Here is a 15,451-nt window from a genome sequence, read left to right on the forward strand (position 1 = left end):
GCTCACCCCACGTCACCCAAGGGAGTCACGCGAACATGAGCCGCACCTCCAAGGACACCGAACTCGCCCGCAGACTGAGCCGCCGCAACATCCTCGGTGTCGCCGCCGGAGCCACCGCCGCCACGATCATCGGCACGGCGAGCGCCCAGGCCGCCGGCCGGAACCACGGCCAGGGATCCGGCAAGGGCCACGGCCACGGACATGACCACGGGCACGGTCACGGGCACGACCACGGGCACGGTCACGGGCACGGCAAGCCCGTCCTGCCCCCCGGCCGCCTGGGCATCCAGCTCTACAGCCTGCGCGACCAGATCTCCACGCTCGGCTTCGGCCCCGTATTCGCCGAGCTGGAGAAGTACGGCTACGACGAGATCGAGATGGCGGGCTACACCCAGGGCTCGGCCGGCCCCATCACCCTCGTCCAGCTCAAGCGGCTGGCCCGGGATCACGGCCTCAACCCGATCGGCAGCCACGTCGGCTACTACGACGACAACAACCCCGGCGCCTACACCTTCGCCCAGAACCTGGAGAAGGTCCTCGACGACGCCCAGGCCCTCGGCCTCAAGCACATCGGTACGCCCTCGGGCCCGTTCCGCTACGGCTCCACGGTGGACGGCTGGAAGCGGGCGGCCGACGATTTCAACACGTACGGGGCCGCCGCCCGCAGGCGCGGGATGAAGTTCTACCAGCACAACCACGCCGAGGAGTTCTCCTTCGCCACCGACAAGCCGAAGGTGCGCCTCTACGACGTCCTGCTCGCCGAGACCGATCCCGACCTGGTCTATCTGGAGCTGGACATCTACTGGGCGTACTGCGCCCAGTTCCGTTTCAGCAAGCGCGCGGACGGCACCAGGGCCCCGCTCGACCCGCTGAAGTACGTCCTGAAGCACCCCGACCGCTACCCCCTCTTCCACGTCAAGGACGGCGTCCGCGACGACACCACGCGCGACGGCTACCGCATGTCGGACGTGGGGGACGGGGACATCGACTACAAGAGGTTCCTGTCCAAGGTGACCAACCGGACCCATCGCGGCCGGACCTACCACCACTGGCAGGCCGAACACGACAACCCGGTTCAGTCGCTCGCCTTCGCCCGGAAGTCGAGCGAGCACCTGCACTCCCTGCGCGAAGGCCGCTGCGGCGACTGACACGGGACACCCCGGCCCGCCGGAACCTCTCCGGCGGGCCGGGCGCACGACCGGCGCGCCCCTACCCGATGCCCTGCCGGTCCGGCAGCAGGGCGAACTCCCGGTCGGCGGCCACCGGAACACTCCACTCCACGGTCTGGACGAGCAGCGCCCGATGCCGGACCAGCGGCTTCCTCCGCTCCTCCGGAGCGAGCAGCAGGAGATCATCCAGCCCCGCCAGCACCCGGCGCGACACCTGCGGGCTTTTGGCCAGACACCACCGGATCTCCTCGAAGGCGAGGTCCACCAGGCGCTCCCACCCCGGACCGTCCTGCACCAGCCGCACCCGCCCGGACCGGTCCCGGTGGTGGACGGTACCGAGCGGCCGGTCCACCACGGCCGCGAGGAACTGCACGATCCGGTCCAGGCACTGCACGGCGGTGGTCGGATCGTTCACGGACGTCGACAGGGCCCGCAGCGCGATGTCGACAAGCTGACGCAACCCGAAGGCCAGGTCCTGGTGCAGGGTGCGCTCCACCCCGACGGAGACGGTGTACCGCAGCAGGCGACGCGGTGGTACGGCGGCGCCGCCGTGGACGGCGAGCACCGGCGTCCCCGGCACCACGAAGTCCCCGATCCGGGGGATCAGCCGCAGCACCACGTCCTGCCGCCGCGCAGCCCGGACCAGCCGCGCGGTGTTCACGTCCCGCAGCACCCCGGCCCGCCCCTCGTGCACCACCCGCCCGGTCTCCGGCCCCAGCTCCTCGGGCCCGCCCGGCCCCCTGGGCATCCGGCCGAGCACCCGGAACGAGTCGCGCGCGATCCTGTCGACGACCGGGCCGACCTGCAGAAGCCGCAGCGTCGCGCTGACGTAGACGATGAACAGCAGCAGGCTCAGCCCGACGAGTACCAGCGTGAGCATGCTCTGCAGCAGCGGGACCGAGACCACCCGGCGCGCGTCCGCCTCGCTCTCGTACGAGGTCAGGACCAGCAGGGAGAACAGGAACGTGGCGAGGAACACCGTCAGCGTGAGCTTGCTGATCCGGCTGCGGACGAAGATCCGCACCACCCGGGGCGTGAGCTGCCCGCTGGCCATCTGCACCGCGACCAGCGAGATGCTGAACACCACACCGATGAAGGTCATCATCGCCGAGCTGACCGTGGTGACGATCGTCTTGGCGTCCTGGGCGAAGGCCATCAGGTCACCCAGCTCGTCGTACGCCTCCTCCCGACGGAGAAACGCGACGATCTCCCCGTCGACCGCGGAAGCGACCAGCCACAGTACGAACACACAGACGAACCCCATGGTCGGGGCGAACCAGAACGTGTCACGCAGATGCTCGCGCAGGGGAGACAGCGGACGGGGCCGGCGGTAGCCGCGATCACTCATGGACGCGAAGGTAGCCCCGCGGCCCCCGCAGACCGTGGAGGCCACGGTCGCATCGGCCCGCCGCACCGCACTGACCACCGGATATGCAGGTGAAACGCGCGTCGAACCCCTGGTATTGTTTTCCCTGTCGCCGCGGGGAACACACCGCGAACGGCAGGCACCTTGTCCGGGTGGCGGAATGGCAGACGCGCTAGCTTGAGGTGCTAGTGCCCTTTATCGGGCGTGGGGGTTCAAGTCCCCCCTCGGACACCGGCGAAGACCCCAGTTCATCTGGGGTCTTCTGCGTTTTCCGGGCCGCTTCCACTTCCCTCCTTCCGGTCACGATCCGGTCTCGTACGCCTGGAGGGGTCTTGTTCTGAGCCGTGTAATCGATTCCAATCGTCCCTGTAATCGATTCCACGGCGTCGCTCGATCGGGCTGTCCGGTGGTTTCGAGGTGTACGGAAACCACAAGGAGGTGGTCCGGACATGGCGAGCATCAAAGATGTCGCGGCCCGGGCGGGGGTCTCCGTCGCCACGGTCTCGCGGGTGCTGAACAGCCATCCGTCCGTCAGCGAAGAGGCACGTACGCGCGTTCTCGCCGCCGTCGACGCCCTCGGTTACCGGCCCAACGCCGTGGCCCGCTCCCTGCGCACCGCGCAGACCCGGACCCTCGGCCTGGTCATCAGCGACGTACTCAATCCGTACTTCACCGAGCTGGCCCGCTTCGTCGAGGAGGAGGCCCGCGCGCTCGGCTACAGCGTCATCATCGGCAACGCGGACGAGCGGCCCGAGCTCCAGGACCACCACATCCGCACGCTCATCGACCGCAGGATCGACGGGCTGCTCGTCTCGCCCGCCGACGGCGGCTCCCCGCTGATGCGGGAGGTCGCCCTCAGCGGTACGCCGATGGTCTTCGTGGACCGGTGGATCCCCGGCATCGACGTGCCCGTCGTCCGGGCCGACGGTACGGGGGCGGTCAAGGACCTGGTGGGGCACTTGCACGGCCTCGGCCACCGTAGGCTGGCAATCATCGCCGGGCCGGCGGCCACCACCACCGGAAACGAGCGCGTCGAGGCCTTCCGGGACGCGATGCGCGAACTCGGCCTCGCGCTGCCCGATGCCTACATCGGACAGGGTGACTTCCAGGCCGCCAGCGGACGCCGGGCCACCGAGGGGTTCCTCGCCCTGCCCGAGCCGCCCGAGGTCGTGTTCGCCGCCGACAACCTGATGGCGCTCGGCGCGCTGGACGCGATCCGGGCCCGGGGGCTGCGGGTACCCGACGACATCGCGTTCGCCGCCTTCGACGACATCCCGTGGTTCGTGCACACCGATCCGCCGATCACCGCCATCGCCCAGCCGACCGCGGACCTGGCCCGTGCCGCCGTACGCGCGCTGGCCGACCTGATCGAAGGACGGACCCCGCAGTCCGTCATCCTGCCCGCCCGTCTCGTCCGGCGCCGCTCGTGCGGCCGCGACGCGACCGACCAGAGGAGCGACCGGTGACCGCACCGGAGGAGCGACCGGTGACCGCACCGGAGGAGCGACCGGTGACCGCACCGGAGGAGCGACTGGTGACACCACCGGACGAGCTGCTGCGCATCGAGGGTCTGCGTAAGACCTTCCCCGGCGTGGTGGCGCTCGACAACGTCGACTTCGACCTGCGCAGAGGTGAGGTCCACGTCCTGCTCGGCGAGAACGGCGCCGGCAAGAGCACCCTCATCAAGATGCTCTCCGGCGCCTACCGCCCCGACCGGGGCCGGATCCTCGCCGAGGGCCGCGAGGTCCGCATCACCGGCGCGCAGGACGCCGAACGGCTCGGCATCGCCACCATCCACCAGGAGTTCAACCTGGTGCCCGACCTCACGGTGGCCGAGAACATCTTCCTCGGCCGGCAGCCGCGCCGCTTCGGGCTCATCGACCACCGGCGCATGCGGGCGGACGCGGAGAAGCTGCTGCGCCGCGTCGGGGTCGACGTGCGCCCGGACGCCGAGGTCCGTGAACTGGGCATCGCCCGGCTCCAGATGGTCGAGATCGCCAAGGCGCTCAGCCTTGACGCCCGCGTCCTGATCATGGACGAGCCGACCGCCGTGCTCACCTCGGAAGAGGTCGACAGACTCTTCCTCATCGTCCGGCAGTTGCGTGCGGACGGCGTCGGCATCGTCTTCATCACCCACCACTTGGAGGAGATCGCCGCGCTCGGTGACCGTGTCACCGTTCTGCGCGACGGCCGCAGCATCGACCAGGTGCCCGCCTCCACGCCCGAGGACGAGCTCGTCCAGCTCATGGTCGGCCGCAGCATCGAGCAGCAGTACCCGCGCGAACGCCCTGACGCGGGTGAGGTGTTGCTGTCCGTGCGGGGGCTGACCCGGGACGGGGTCTTCCACGACATCAGCTTCGACGTGCACGCCGGTGAGGTCGTGGGCCTCGCCGGACTCGTCGGCGCCGGTCGAACCGAGGTGGCGCGCGCGGTGTTCGGCGCGGACCCCTACGACGCGGGCACCGTCGACGTACGCGGAGAACGCCTCGCCCGGCACGACGTGCCCGCCGCGACGGGCGCCGGCATAGGCCTCGTACCGGAGGACCGCAAGGGCCAGGGCCTGGTCCTGGACGCCTCCGTCCAGGAGAACCTCGGCCTGGTCACCTTGCGTTCCGCGACCCGCTCGGGGCTGGTGGACCTGAAGGGGCAGCGTACGGCGGCCGCCCGCATCGCCGAGCAGCTCGGTGTCCGCATGTCCGGCCTCGGCCAGCACGTCCGCACCCTGTCCGGCGGCAACCAGCAGAAGGTCGTCATCGGCAAGTGGCTGCTGGCCGACATCCGGGTGCTGATCCTGGACGAGCCGACCCGGGGCATCGACGTCGGCGCCAAGGTCGAGATCTACCAGCTCATCAACGAGCTCACCGCCTCCGGCCACGCCGTCCTGATGATCTCCAGTGACCTGCCCCAGGTGCTCGGCATGAGCGACCGGGTGCTGGTCATGGCCCAGGGCCGGATCGCCGGCGAACTCCCCGCCGGCCAGGCCACCCAGGACGCCGTCATGGCGCTCGCGGTCGGCACCGCCGGCACGCACGAACACCCCGCACCGACGAACGAAGAGGAGGGCCCCCGTGGCCACTGAGACACTCAAGAGTGCCCCGGGGCGCAGGTGGCACTTCCGTGATACGCCGCGTCCTGCTCGACAACGGCGCGCTCAGCGCCCTGGTCGTCCTGGTGGTGGCCATGTCGCTGCTCTCCGGCGACTTCCTGACCACGCAGAACCTGCTGAACGTCGGCGTGCAGGCGGCGGTCACCGCGATCCTCGCCTTCGGCGTCACCTTCGTCATCGTCTCGGCGGGCATCGACCTGTCCGTCGGGTCCGTGGCGGCCCTCTCCGCGACGGTCCTGGCCTGGTCGGCGACGTCGGCCGGCGTACCGGTCGTGCTGGCGGTGATCCTCGCCGTCGTCACCGGGATCGTCTGCGGCTTCGTGAACGGCGCCCTCATCTCGTACGGCAGACTCCCGCCGTTCATCGCCACGTTGGCCATGCTCTCGATCGCCCGCGGCCTGTCGCTCGTCATCTCGCAGGGCAGCCCGATCGCGTTCCCCGACTCCGTCTCGCGGCTCGGTGACACGCTCGGCGGCTGGCTCCCCGTACCGGTCCTCGTGATGATCGTCATGGGCCTGATCACGGCGCTCGTCCTCGGCCGCACCTTCATCGGCCGCTCCATGTACGCGATCGGCGGCAACGAGGAAGCGGCCAGGCTCTCCGGTCTCCGCGTCAAGCGCCAGAAGATCGTCATCTACGCGCTCTCCGGCCTCTTCGCGGCCGTCGCCGGCATCGTGCTGGCCTCGCGCCTCGTCTCCGCCCAGCCGCAGGCCGCCCAGGGGTACGAGCTCGACGCCATCGCCGCGGTCGTCATCGGCGGCGCCAGCCTCGCGGGCGGCGTCGGCAAGGCCTCCGGCACCCTGATCGGCGCGCTCATCCTCGCGGTGCTCCGCAACGGCCTCAACCTCCTTTCCGTCTCCGCTTTCTGGCAGCAGGTCGTCATCGGCGTCGTCATCGCCCTCGCGGTCCTGCTCGACACGCTGCGCCGCAAGGCCGGTTCGGGGGCGGCCTCCTCCACCGGGACGGCGCCCGGCGCACCGGGTTCGGGGCGCGGGGGCGCGCTCAAGTTCGCCGGAGCGGCGCTCGCCGCGGCGGTCGTCGTCGTCGGCGGAGTCTCCTACCTCAACTCCGGTTCGTCCGGGGGTGCGACGAAGGTCGGCATGTCCCTCTCGACGCTCAACAACCCCTTCTTCGTGCAGATGAAGGACGGCGCACAGGCGGAGGCCAAGAAGGCGGGCATCGACCTCACCGTCACCGACGCCCAGAACGACGCCTCACAGCAGGCCAACCAGCTCCAGAACTTCACCAGTTCGGGAGTCTCGTCCATCATCGTCAACCCGGTGGACTCGGACGCCGTCGGCCCGGCTGTCCGTAGCGCGAACAAGGCCGACATCCCGGTGATCGCCGCCGACCGCGGGGTGAACAAGGCGGACACCGCCACTCTGGTCGCCTCCGACAACGTGGCGGGCGGAAAGCTCGCCGCCGACGCGCTGGCCGACAAGCTGGGCGGCAAGGGCAGCATCGTCATCCTCCAGGGCACGGCGGGCACCTCCGCCAGCCGTGAGCGCGGAGCGGGCTTCGCCGAGGGTCTCGAGGCATACCCGGACATCACGGTGGTGGCCAGCCAGCCGGCGGACTTCGACCGCACCAAGGGCCTGGATGTGATGACCAACCTGGTCCAGTCCCACCCGGGGATCACCGGCGTCTTCGCCGAGAACGACGAGATGGCGCTCGGCGCGGTCAAGGCCCTTGGCAGCAAGGCCGGCACGTCCGTCTCGGTCGTCGGCTTCGACGGCACCCCGGACGGCCTGAAGGCGGTCGAGGCGGGGGCACTGTACGCGTCCGTCGCCCAACAACCCCGCGAGCTGGGCAGGATCGCGGTCCAGAATGCCGTCAAGGCGGCGAGGGGCGACAAGGTCCAGGAAACGGTGAAGGTGCCGGTCAAGGTGGTCACCCGCGAGAACGTCGCCGACTTCTCCTGACCCCCGGCCCCGGCCCCGACCGAAGAGAGCAGGAAGCATTCCCGCGCAGGACAACGCCTCCCACGACGGCTACGACCTGCTGGTCGTCGGCTCGGCCAACGCCGACCTGGTGATCGGCGTCGAACGCCGTCCCGCCCCCGGAGAGACGGTGCTCGGCTCCGATCTGGCCGTCCACCCGGGCGGCAAGGGCGCCAACCAGGCTGTCGCGGCAGCCCGGTTGGGAGCCCGTACGGCACTGCTCGCCCGGGTCGGCGACGACGACCACGGACGTCTCCTCCTGGAGACCCAGCGCACCGTCGGCGTCGACACGGCGAGCGTCCTGGTCGGCGGGGCCCCGACCGGGGTCGCGCTGATCACCGTGGACCCCTCGGGTGACAACAGCATCGTGGTGTCCCCGGGTGCCAACGGCCGGCTCACCCCAGAGGATGTACGGGCGGCGGCGCCACTGCTGGCCGCCGCCCGCGTGGTCTCCGTACAGCTGGAGATCCCCCTGGACACGGTCGCGGAGACAGTGCGCCACCTGGGCGCCGGGACCCGCCTCGTCCTCAACCCGTCCCCGCCCGCCCCGCTCCCCGACGAGGTGCTGGCGGCCTGCGACCCGCTGGTGGTCAACGAGCACGAGGCCCGGTACATCCTCGGCAAGGCCGTCGGCGAGGCCGCCGGCGAGGCCCCGCACGACTGGGCCCCGGCGCTGCTCGCGCTGGGCCCGCGCTCGGTCGTGATCACCCTGGGCGGAGCGGGCGCGCTGGTGGCCGACAGCCGCACGGACTCCCTGGACCACCTGGTCAGCCCGAAGGTCGAGGCCGTCGACACCACGGGTGCCGGTGACGCGTTCACCGCCGCCCTGGCCTGGCGCCTGGGCCGCGGCGACGACCTGCGGGAGGCGGCGGCGTTCGCCGTACGGGTGGGGGCGGCGGCCGTCACGTCGAGGGGCGCCCAGGCTTCCTTCCCGACGCTGGAGGAGGTCGACGCGCTGTGAAGAAGTCCGGCATCCTCAACCGCCACCTGGCCGGAGCCATCGCCGAACTCGGCCACGGCGACGGCGTGCTGATCTGCGACGCGGGCATGCCGATCCCGCCCGGCCCCCGCGTGGTCGACCTGGCCTTCCGCGCCGGAACCCCGTCGTTCGCCGAGGTCCTGGACGGCCTGCTCGACGAGCTGGTGGTGGAGGCAGCGACAGCGGCCCTGGAGGTACGCGACGCCAACCCGGAGGCCACCCACCTCCTGGACGCCCGCTTCCCGAACCTGGAACTGATCCCGCACGACGACCTCAAGGCGCGCACGGCAACGGCACGCCTGGTCGTACGGACGGGGGAGGCCCGGCCGTACGCGAACGTGCTGCTGCGGTGCGGGGTGTTCTTCTGAGCGGGTGACGGTACGGCGGGCGGCGGGCCGCTCCGGGCAAGGCGAGTGCTGATGCTCACCCACACCGCGAATCGGGATCCCCGCGCTTCCGTCCGGCCGCGCGTCCGCGACTTCGCTGTGCCTGCCTCGGTGATCGAGACTGCGAACGCCCGCCGCCAGGTGGGTGTTCCTGGACGAACCGCCGGGGTGGGCGGTGGTGGAGATCGGTCAGCCGTCCCGGCACTGGGCCGCGCACTGTGTCAGCACCCGGCCACCAGCTCCGCCAAGGCCCCCGCCAGCGCGTCGAGCCCAGGTCCCGCGGGTCCGCCCGGCTCGGTCATGTATGTGTCGCGGCGGATCTCGATCATCAGGGCCGTGATCCGGCGGTCCGTGCCGTAGTGCTTCAGTGGGACGTACGTACCGGCGAACGGGCTGTCGATGCCCGTACCGCCGAAGCCGGCGAACGCCTCCTCCGCCAGGGAGATCAGCTCCGGCGGGGTGTGGAACGCGTCGGTGCCCAGGCAGACGGGCGGACGGGGGCCCGTGCCGTGGAGTTCGTACGGGAGGGGGGCAGTCGGGTACGAGTGGACGTCGACGATCACCGCGCGGCCCGTGGCGGCGATCCGGGCCTCGACCGCCTCCGTCATCGCCTGTGCGTACGGGTGGAAGTAGCGGTCGAGCAGCGGGCGTTGATCGAGGTTCGGGTCGCGCAGCCGCTCGCGGTGGGTGGTGTGCGTGTAGACCGCTCCCATGCCGACCGCGCGCATCTCCTCCCGGTCGTCCGGGAAGCGTTCGGGGTCGATGACCAGGCGGGAGAGGGCGTTGACGTATCGCCAGGGGCGGATGGCGCAGGCCTCGGTTGCCCGGGTGGCCAGTTCAGCCGTGTGGGAGTCGGTGATGTGGTCGAGTTCCCGCTCCAGAGCACCGTCGTCCAGCAGGATCGAGCTCCGTACCTCCTCGGGAATCGTCCGGGACCCGTGCGGTACGTGCAGCAGTACCGGGGAGTCGGGGCTTCCGGGAAAGAGGTGGAACGACGGCTGGGCGACGGTGCTCATAGAGCGGGTCCTTCATGGATGGGGTGTGGGCCCCGATTGTCGCATCCGTGGCGTCAGTTGGCGGAGCCGATCACCGGGTAGTGGTCGGAGAGGTTCGTGTACGTGTAGCTGCCGCCCCAGCTGGAGACCGTCCAGGGGGCGCTCTGCTCCTTGATCACGTCGTTCTTCCAGCCCGCCGGCTTCACATGGCCGGCGCGGTGCAGGACGTGGTCCAGGTCCTCGCGGGGGTCGTTCGGGTAGCGCTCGGAGGCGATCGAGTTGTCGCGGGTGTCGAAGGAGTACGTGTGGCCCGTCTTGGTGTCGGCCGCGCTGAGGCCCGCGTCGTTCAGGAAGGAGGCGTACTCGGCGGAGTGCCCGTCCACGTTGAAGTCGCCCGCCACGACGACCTGTTCGGAAGCCGGGATCTTCTTTGCGTCCAGGAAGGCGTCCATCACCTTGAACTGGCGGCTGCGCGTCTGGGCGGCCTCGCCCGCCGCACAGCCGGGGTCGGTCGACTGGGCGTGGGTGCCGACGACGTGGACCCGGGCGCCGTTGACGTTCAGCACGGTGTAGGCGAAGCCCTTGTTGGACCACCAGTCGGCGCCGCAGGCGTCCTTGAAGACGTACTGCTCCTTGCGGACGATCGGCCACTTGCTCAGGACCGTGACGCCGCCGTCCTCCGGGGTCGTCGCCGCGTACGAGCCGCCGGTGGCGTCCCAGCCGCTCTTGCTCCGGCCCACCACCGGGGTCTGGTACGGGTACTGGGCGGCGGAGTTCCGCAGCAGGGCGTCGGAGGCCCCGTTGTCGAAGGCCTCCTGGATCACGACCACGTCATTGCCCCGGAAGAACGAGGTCTTCGGGATCTCCGCCGCCCGGTGGTCCTGGCCCCAGTTGGGGTACAGGCTCTTGTTGAAGATGAACGTGTTGTACGAGAGCACCCGCAGAGACGGGGTGCCGGCGGTGGTGGCCGCCGCTGCCTGAGGCGTATGCACGGCCAGCGGGATGGCGGCGAGGGCGGCGGAGAGGGCTACACCGGAAAGGCGGCGGAACGTGGAGTGCGGCACGAGGTCTCCTGCTGAATGAGTGGGGGCGTACCGGGTGGCACCCATCAAAGCAGCGGGAGTTACCCACGAGTAGACATCGGATGCCGCCAGTCTGTCCGGCGAAATGCCATCTGGATTCAGGGGCAGGGGGAGCAGAAGATCAACTCAGCTTGGCGTAGACGATGAGGTTGTCGACGGGGTGCCCCTCCGCGTCGAACCCGCCGTCGCAGGTGATCAGGCGCAGCGTGCTGCCCTCGGTGGCACCGTAGACGCGCTCGGTGGGGAACGCCTTCTTGCTGACCGTCTCCTTGCCGGTGACGGTGAAGCTCAGCGACTTCCCGGTGCTGTCGCGGACGAGCACCTCGGCCCCCTCGCGGATGTCTTCGAGGTCGTGGAAGACGGCCCGGCCGAACCGGGTGTCGTTGTGGCCGATCAGGACGGCCGCTCCTGGTCGTCCAGGTACGGCTCCGCCGGTGTACCAGCCCGCCCGCATGCCCTGCTCGGCGGGCGGGACCTCGACCGTGCCGTCCGCGTTGAGCCCCAACCGCATGAGGGAACTGCGGATCTTGAGGGAGGGGACGGAGAGCTGGGTAGGGGCCACGTCGTCCGGGGAGGGTGACGTGTCCGTGGTGGCCGGCTGGTGTGTTGTGGTGGCCTCCGGCGGCGCGCTCGCGCTGGGTGAGGGCTCCGGGCCCGCGCAGGCCGTCAGGGCTGCGCATGTGACAAGTGCGGTCAGCAGGGTGGCCGTTCGGGGGAGGTGGGAGAAGGGGCTGACGGGCATGAGTGCTCCAGGGGCGACCACCGGGCGTGGCGCCGCCCCGGTGCGGGACGGCGCCACGATCGGTGTCAGGGGAAAGGGATGACGACGGGTCAGCCGTTGCGGCGGCGCAGCACGAGGGTGCCCGCGCCCGCGAGCAGGGCGGCCCCGGCCACCGAGCCGGCGAGGGCGGTGGTGCTGTTGTCGCCGGCGCCGGCCGGGCGCTCACCCGCCGCCACACCACCGCGCGGCGCGACCTCGGGGCGGCGGCATCCCGGGGTGCCGCGGGTGCCAGGCGCTCACCCGCCGCGACGCCGCCACGGGGGGCGGCGGAGGGGCGGGCCCGCTTCGGCGCGTCCTCGGCGGCCTTCGTCCGCTCCGGCGACACCGCGGGGGCGCTCTCGGCGGGGGCGGAGGGCTTCGGGCTCGCGTCGGCGAAGGCCGCGGTGGACGGGATCAGCACCGCGCCGGCCGCGACGGCGGCGAGCACGGCGGTGCGCAGGGAGAGGCGAGTGGTCACAGCGGTCATACGGATGGCTCCATTCCATACATCGCCCCGTGATGGGCCCGGGTGCCGGTGTGCACCCGGGTACGAGGCAGGGAGCCAGGCTGTCCGGACGTTATGAGGAACCTGTCAGGACGCTGTGGTCATCCGATCAGGGCGCCGCGGCCGTACCGGGGAGGCGCAGGGTGAAGGCCGAACCCGTCCCCTCCGTACTCGTCGCACTCGCCGTCCCGCCATGGGCCTCGGCCAGCTTGCGGACGATTGCCAGCCCGAGACCGCTGCCGCCCGTACGGCGGCTGCGGGACTTCTCCGCCCGCCAGAAGCGGTCGAAGACGTACGGGAGGTCCCCGGCCGGAATGCCGGTCCCGGTGTCCGCCACCTCGATCACCACCTGGCCGGACCCGGACCCGGACCCGCATTCCGCTCCGGACCCGGATTCCGCTCCGGCCCCGGCGCCGCGCCCGGACTCGGATACGGCGCCGCGCCCGGACTCGGATACGGCGCCGCGCCCGGACTCGGGTACGGTGCCGCGCCCGGACTCGGACCCGCACCCCTGCCCGGGCCCGGCGCCGTCCCCCGACCCGCACCCCTCCCCGTACGCCCGCAGCGTCACCCTCCCGCCCGCCGGCGTGTGCCGTACGGCGTTGGAGACCAGGTTCCCCACCGCCTGCCGCAGCCTGACCGGGTCCGCCCGCAGCTCCAGGTCCGGACCGTCGGCCACTCCAGTCGCCCCGGCCGCCCCACCCACCACCGTCAGCGTGACGCCCGCCGTCTCCGCGCGGGCCTGGTGGGCGGCGGCGACCTGGGCCAGGAGGTCGGCGATGCGCACCGGTTCGGGGTGCAGCCGCAGCACGCCCGCGTCGGCGGCGGCCAGGTCCTGGAGGTCGTCGATGATGTGCTGGAGCTGCACCGCCTCCTCCAACAGCGAGTCCACGAACGCCGGATCCGGGTCGGCCAGGCCGTCCTGGGCCGCCTCCAGCCAGCCCCGGATGTTGCTCAGCGGGGTCCGCAGCTCGTGGGCCACATCGCTGACCATGGCCCTGCGCTGCTCCTCCAGCCGCGCCCGGTGCGCGGACATGTCGTTGAACGCGGCGGCCAGCCGGCCGATCTCGTCGTCCCCCGAGACCGGCACGGAGGCGTACTCCTCACCCTCCCGCATCCGTTGCGCGGCTCCGGTCAGCGCGTGGAGTGGGCGGACCAGCCGGGCGCCCGCGAGCACCGACGCGCCCACGGTCAGCGCCAGGACCAGCGCCGCCGCACCGGCGATCTTCGCGGTGTTGGCGGGGGAGAGGTCGAAGCCCGGTACCGTCGCGTCGCCCTCGTCGCCGATGAACAGGAGCGCGGGGGAGGCGACGTACGAGCTGAGCTGTTCGCTGCGCGCCGTCCCCACACACGAGGCGATGGCCCGGTCGCCCTCCCCGGTGACCTCCTGGTCCGGCTCGACCGCCGGAGCCGGGCTCGCCTGACGCGCGTCGCCCGGCGGGGGGCTCGGCATGGGCACGGCGGCCACCCCACCCCAGGACAGGTCGGGGTTCAGCCGCACCCCGTCGCGGCCCTGGCGCTTCAGGCAGGCGTCGGCCAGGGCGTTCAGGGCGGTGAGCGCCTTCTTCTCCGTACGGGTGGGGGCCTCCAGGTCCGAGGGGTCGCACCGGGTGCCGAGCGCCCGTTCGGGGTCGTTGCCCACCATCTGCACCCGGGGCCGTCCGCTCGGCCCGACGACCACGTCCGCGGCGATGCCCACCCGGTTCAGGCACTCCGCGTTCTCCTCGGCGGTGCGCCGCAGCGCCGCCCGGTCGGCCGCCGGCAGCAGGAACGGTCCCACCGCCCGCGGGTCGATCCGGTCGGAGCCGGTGCCCTGCCCCTCGGCGCTCCGGGTGGCCAGGACAGCGTCCACGGAGAGCGGGTCGACCACCGCGGAGGCCTGAGGCGGCAGTACGGGCGGGGTGGCCGACGTCGCGGAGTCGGTGAGCGGCTGCCTGCTCTGCGTGGTCAGCGCGACGCGGCGGCCCGACTGCTCGGCCAGCTCCCGTACCGTCGCCTCCACACCGTCCCAGGTCGGATTGCGGGCGGCATAGCCGAGCAGGGTGTCGTAGATCCGGGCGTCGGCGGTGAGGTTTTGGCCCTGCTCCCGCAGAATCGCGCCCGAAGTGGTCTGGACGGCGAGCCAGGCGGTGGCCGCCACCGAACACGCGGCCACCAGCGCCGACACGCCGAACAGCCGCCCCAGCAGACTCCGCCGCAGCGGCACCCGGGTCCGGCCCGGCTCCCCGCGCCGGCTCCTACGCACGCCGCGCTGCCTTGGCCGGGTCCGTCAGCTTGTAGCCGACCCCGAAGACCGTCAGCAGGCGCACCGGCCGTCGGGGAGTCGGCTCGATCTTCTTGCGCAGGTTCATGACGTGCACGTCGACCGTCCGGTCGCTGATGTAGCGGTCGAAGCCGTGCAGCTCCGCCAGCAGCCGCTGACGGCTGAACACCCGGTCGGGACCGGCCGCCAGCGCGGCCAGGATCCGGAACTCGCCGCGGGTGCATTCCACCGGCTCGCCGTCCACCGTCACCTCGTGCCGCTGCGGATCGACCGCGAGGCCGCCCACCCGCAGGACGGGGTCGTCCACCGCGCCGCCCGGCCGCCGGGTGCGGCGCAGCAGCGTACGGACGCGTGCCATCAGCTCCCGTGGGCTGTACGGCTTGGTCATGTAGTCGTCCGCGCCGAGGTCGAGCCCGAGCAGCAGGTCGTCCTCGGTGGTGCGGGCGGTCAGCATCAGCACCGGCAGCTCCCGGGCCTCGGCCCGCAGCACCCGCACCACGTCCAGACCGTCGGCCCGGGGCATCATGACGTCGAGGACGAGCAGGTCGGGTTCCCGGTGCCGTACGGCGTCGAGCGCGGCGAGGCCGTCGCCCACGATCCGTACGGCGTGTCCCTCCCGTTCCAGATAGCGTCGTACGAGCTCGGCCTGCTTCTCGTCGTCCTCGGCAACTATGACGTCTGCGCACACGCCCCCGATCGTAGAGCGGGGCTCCGGGGCCGGGCCGGGGCGGGTTCCGGAACGCGGGAGCCGGGAGGCGAACCGGTGCGTTCCCCCGGATGGCTGGGCCGTGAAACGGAGGCAGCGGGTCCAGGTGCCGATCTTGTGATCAAAGCTGCGCAGATGTCGTACGACAGTGATCGGCGCAGCGGGTGGGGGTGGCCGGGAGTGGGCAGAAAAGG

At 71.6% G+C, this 15,451-nt stretch carries 11 protein-coding genes, 1 tRNA gene and 2 pseudogenes; 7 read left to right on the forward strand and 7 right to left on the reverse strand.

Annotation, left to right across the window (positions count from 1 at the left end):
- Positions 1-35 precede the first annotated feature (35 nt).
- Complete coding sequence (locus ACIQAK_RS23220) at positions 36-1,148, forward strand: sugar phosphate isomerase/epimerase (protein WP_366391357.1); 1,113 nt, start codon at positions 36-38, stop codon at positions 1,146-1,148.
- A 61-nt stretch (positions 1,149-1,209) separates the two neighbouring features.
- On the opposite strand, the gene ACIQAK_RS23225 is transcribed toward ACIQAK_RS23220, so the two are convergent.
- Positions 1,210-2,517, reverse strand: a complete 1,308-nt coding sequence (locus tag ACIQAK_RS23225) for a DUF2254 domain-containing protein (RefSeq protein ID WP_366391358.1) — start codon at positions 2,515-2,517, stop codon at positions 1,210-1,212.
- A 164-nt stretch (positions 2,518-2,681) separates the two neighbouring features.
- On the opposite strand from ACIQAK_RS23225, the gene ACIQAK_RS23230 reads away from it, so the two are divergent.
- The 6 genes and pseudogenes from ACIQAK_RS23230 (at position 2,682) to rbsD (ending at position 8,928) form a co-directional block, all read left to right on the forward strand.
- Positions 2,682-2,766: transfer RNA gene (locus tag ACIQAK_RS23230), tRNA-Leu, on the forward strand.
- Between the two features lie 218 nt (positions 2,767-2,984).
- Positions 2,985-4,001, forward strand: coding sequence for a LacI family DNA-binding transcriptional regulator (locus ACIQAK_RS23235; protein ID WP_366391359.1), 1,017 nt, complete (start codon positions 2,985-2,987; stop codon positions 3,999-4,001).
- Positions 4,002-4,045: 44 nt separating this feature from the next.
- On the forward strand, positions 4,046-5,614 hold the full coding sequence (locus ACIQAK_RS23240; protein ID WP_366391455.1) for a sugar ABC transporter ATP-binding protein: 1,569 nt from the start codon (positions 4,046-4,048) through the stop codon (positions 5,612-5,614).
- A pseudogene (locus ACIQAK_RS23245) lies at positions 5,604-7,563 on the forward strand (substrate-binding domain-containing protein). The gene ACIQAK_RS23240 and the pseudogene ACIQAK_RS23245 overlap by 11 nt, the downstream one beginning before the upstream one ends.
- 37 nt (positions 7,564-7,600) lie before the next feature.
- Complete coding sequence (locus tag ACIQAK_RS23250) at positions 7,601-8,542, forward strand: ribokinase (RefSeq protein WP_366391456.1); 942 nt, start codon at positions 7,601-7,603, stop codon at positions 8,540-8,542.
- A complete protein-coding gene (gene rbsD / locus ACIQAK_RS23255; RefSeq protein WP_366391360.1) occupies positions 8,539-8,928 on the forward strand; it encodes a D-ribose pyranase in 390 nt (129 codons plus the stop codon). The genes ACIQAK_RS23250 and rbsD overlap by 4 nt, the downstream gene beginning before the upstream one ends.
- Positions 8,929-9,167: 239 nt before the next feature.
- Here the strand turns inward: rbsD and ACIQAK_RS23260 are convergent, their stop codons facing one another.
- The 6 genes and pseudogenes from ACIQAK_RS23260 to ACIQAK_RS23285 all read right to left on the reverse strand — a co-directional run bounded on the left by ACIQAK_RS23260 (position 9,168) and on the right by ACIQAK_RS23285 (position 15,239).
- Entirely contained in the window at positions 9,168-9,962 is a 795-nt protein-coding gene (locus ACIQAK_RS23260) for an N-formylglutamate amidohydrolase (protein ID WP_366391361.1), read from the reverse strand.
- A 53-nt stretch (positions 9,963-10,015) separates the two neighbouring features.
- Positions 10,016-11,005, reverse strand: coding sequence for a sphingomyelin phosphodiesterase (sph, locus tag ACIQAK_RS23265; RefSeq protein ID WP_366391362.1), 990 nt, complete (start codon positions 11,003-11,005; stop codon positions 10,016-10,018).
- Between the two features lie 139 nt (positions 11,006-11,144).
- Positions 11,145-11,765 carry a class F sortase gene (locus ACIQAK_RS23270; RefSeq protein WP_366391363.1) on the reverse strand — a complete coding sequence of 207 codons (621 nt, stop codon included), beginning with the start codon at positions 11,763-11,765 and terminating at the stop codon, positions 11,145-11,147.
- 89 nt (positions 11,766-11,854) lie between these two features.
- A pseudogene (locus ACIQAK_RS23275) lies at positions 11,855-12,261 on the reverse strand (hypothetical protein).
- 136 nt (positions 12,262-12,397) lie between these two features.
- Positions 12,398-14,533, reverse strand: coding sequence for an ATP-binding protein (locus ACIQAK_RS23280; protein ID WP_366391364.1), 2,136 nt, complete (start codon positions 14,531-14,533; stop codon positions 12,398-12,400).
- A complete protein-coding gene (locus tag ACIQAK_RS23285; RefSeq protein ID WP_366391365.1) occupies positions 14,526-15,239 on the reverse strand; it encodes a response regulator transcription factor in 714 nt (237 codons plus the stop codon). Before ACIQAK_RS23285 ends, ACIQAK_RS23280 begins: the two co-directional genes overlap by 8 nt.
- Between the last annotated feature and the right edge of the window lie 212 nt (positions 15,240-15,451).

Source organism: Streptomyces sp. NPDC088706 (genome assembly GCF_044752765.1).
Taxonomy (GTDB): Bacteria; Actinomycetota; Actinomycetes; order Streptomycetales; family Streptomycetaceae; genus Streptomyces.

Excerpts from the sequence above, each read along its gene's own strand:
- ACIQAK_RS23220 (WP_366391357.1), top strand. The coding sequence starts at position 36 with ATGAGCCGCACCTCCAAGGACACCGAACTCGCCCGCAGACTGAGCCGC.
- ACIQAK_RS23225 (WP_366391358.1), bottom strand. The coding sequence starts at position 2,517 with ATGAGTGATCGCGGCTACCGCCGGCCCCGTCCGCTGTCTCCCCTGCGC.
- ACIQAK_RS23235 (WP_366391359.1), top strand. The coding sequence starts at position 2,985 with ATGGCGAGCATCAAAGATGTCGCGGCCCGGGCGGGGGTCTCCGTCGCC.
- ACIQAK_RS23260 (WP_366391361.1), bottom strand. The coding sequence starts at position 9,962 with ATGAGCACCGTCGCCCAGCCGTCGTTCCACCTCTTTCCCGGAAGCCCC.
- ACIQAK_RS23270 (WP_366391363.1), bottom strand. The coding sequence starts at position 11,765 with ATGCCCGTCAGCCCCTTCTCCCACCTCCCCCGAACGGCCACCCTGCTG.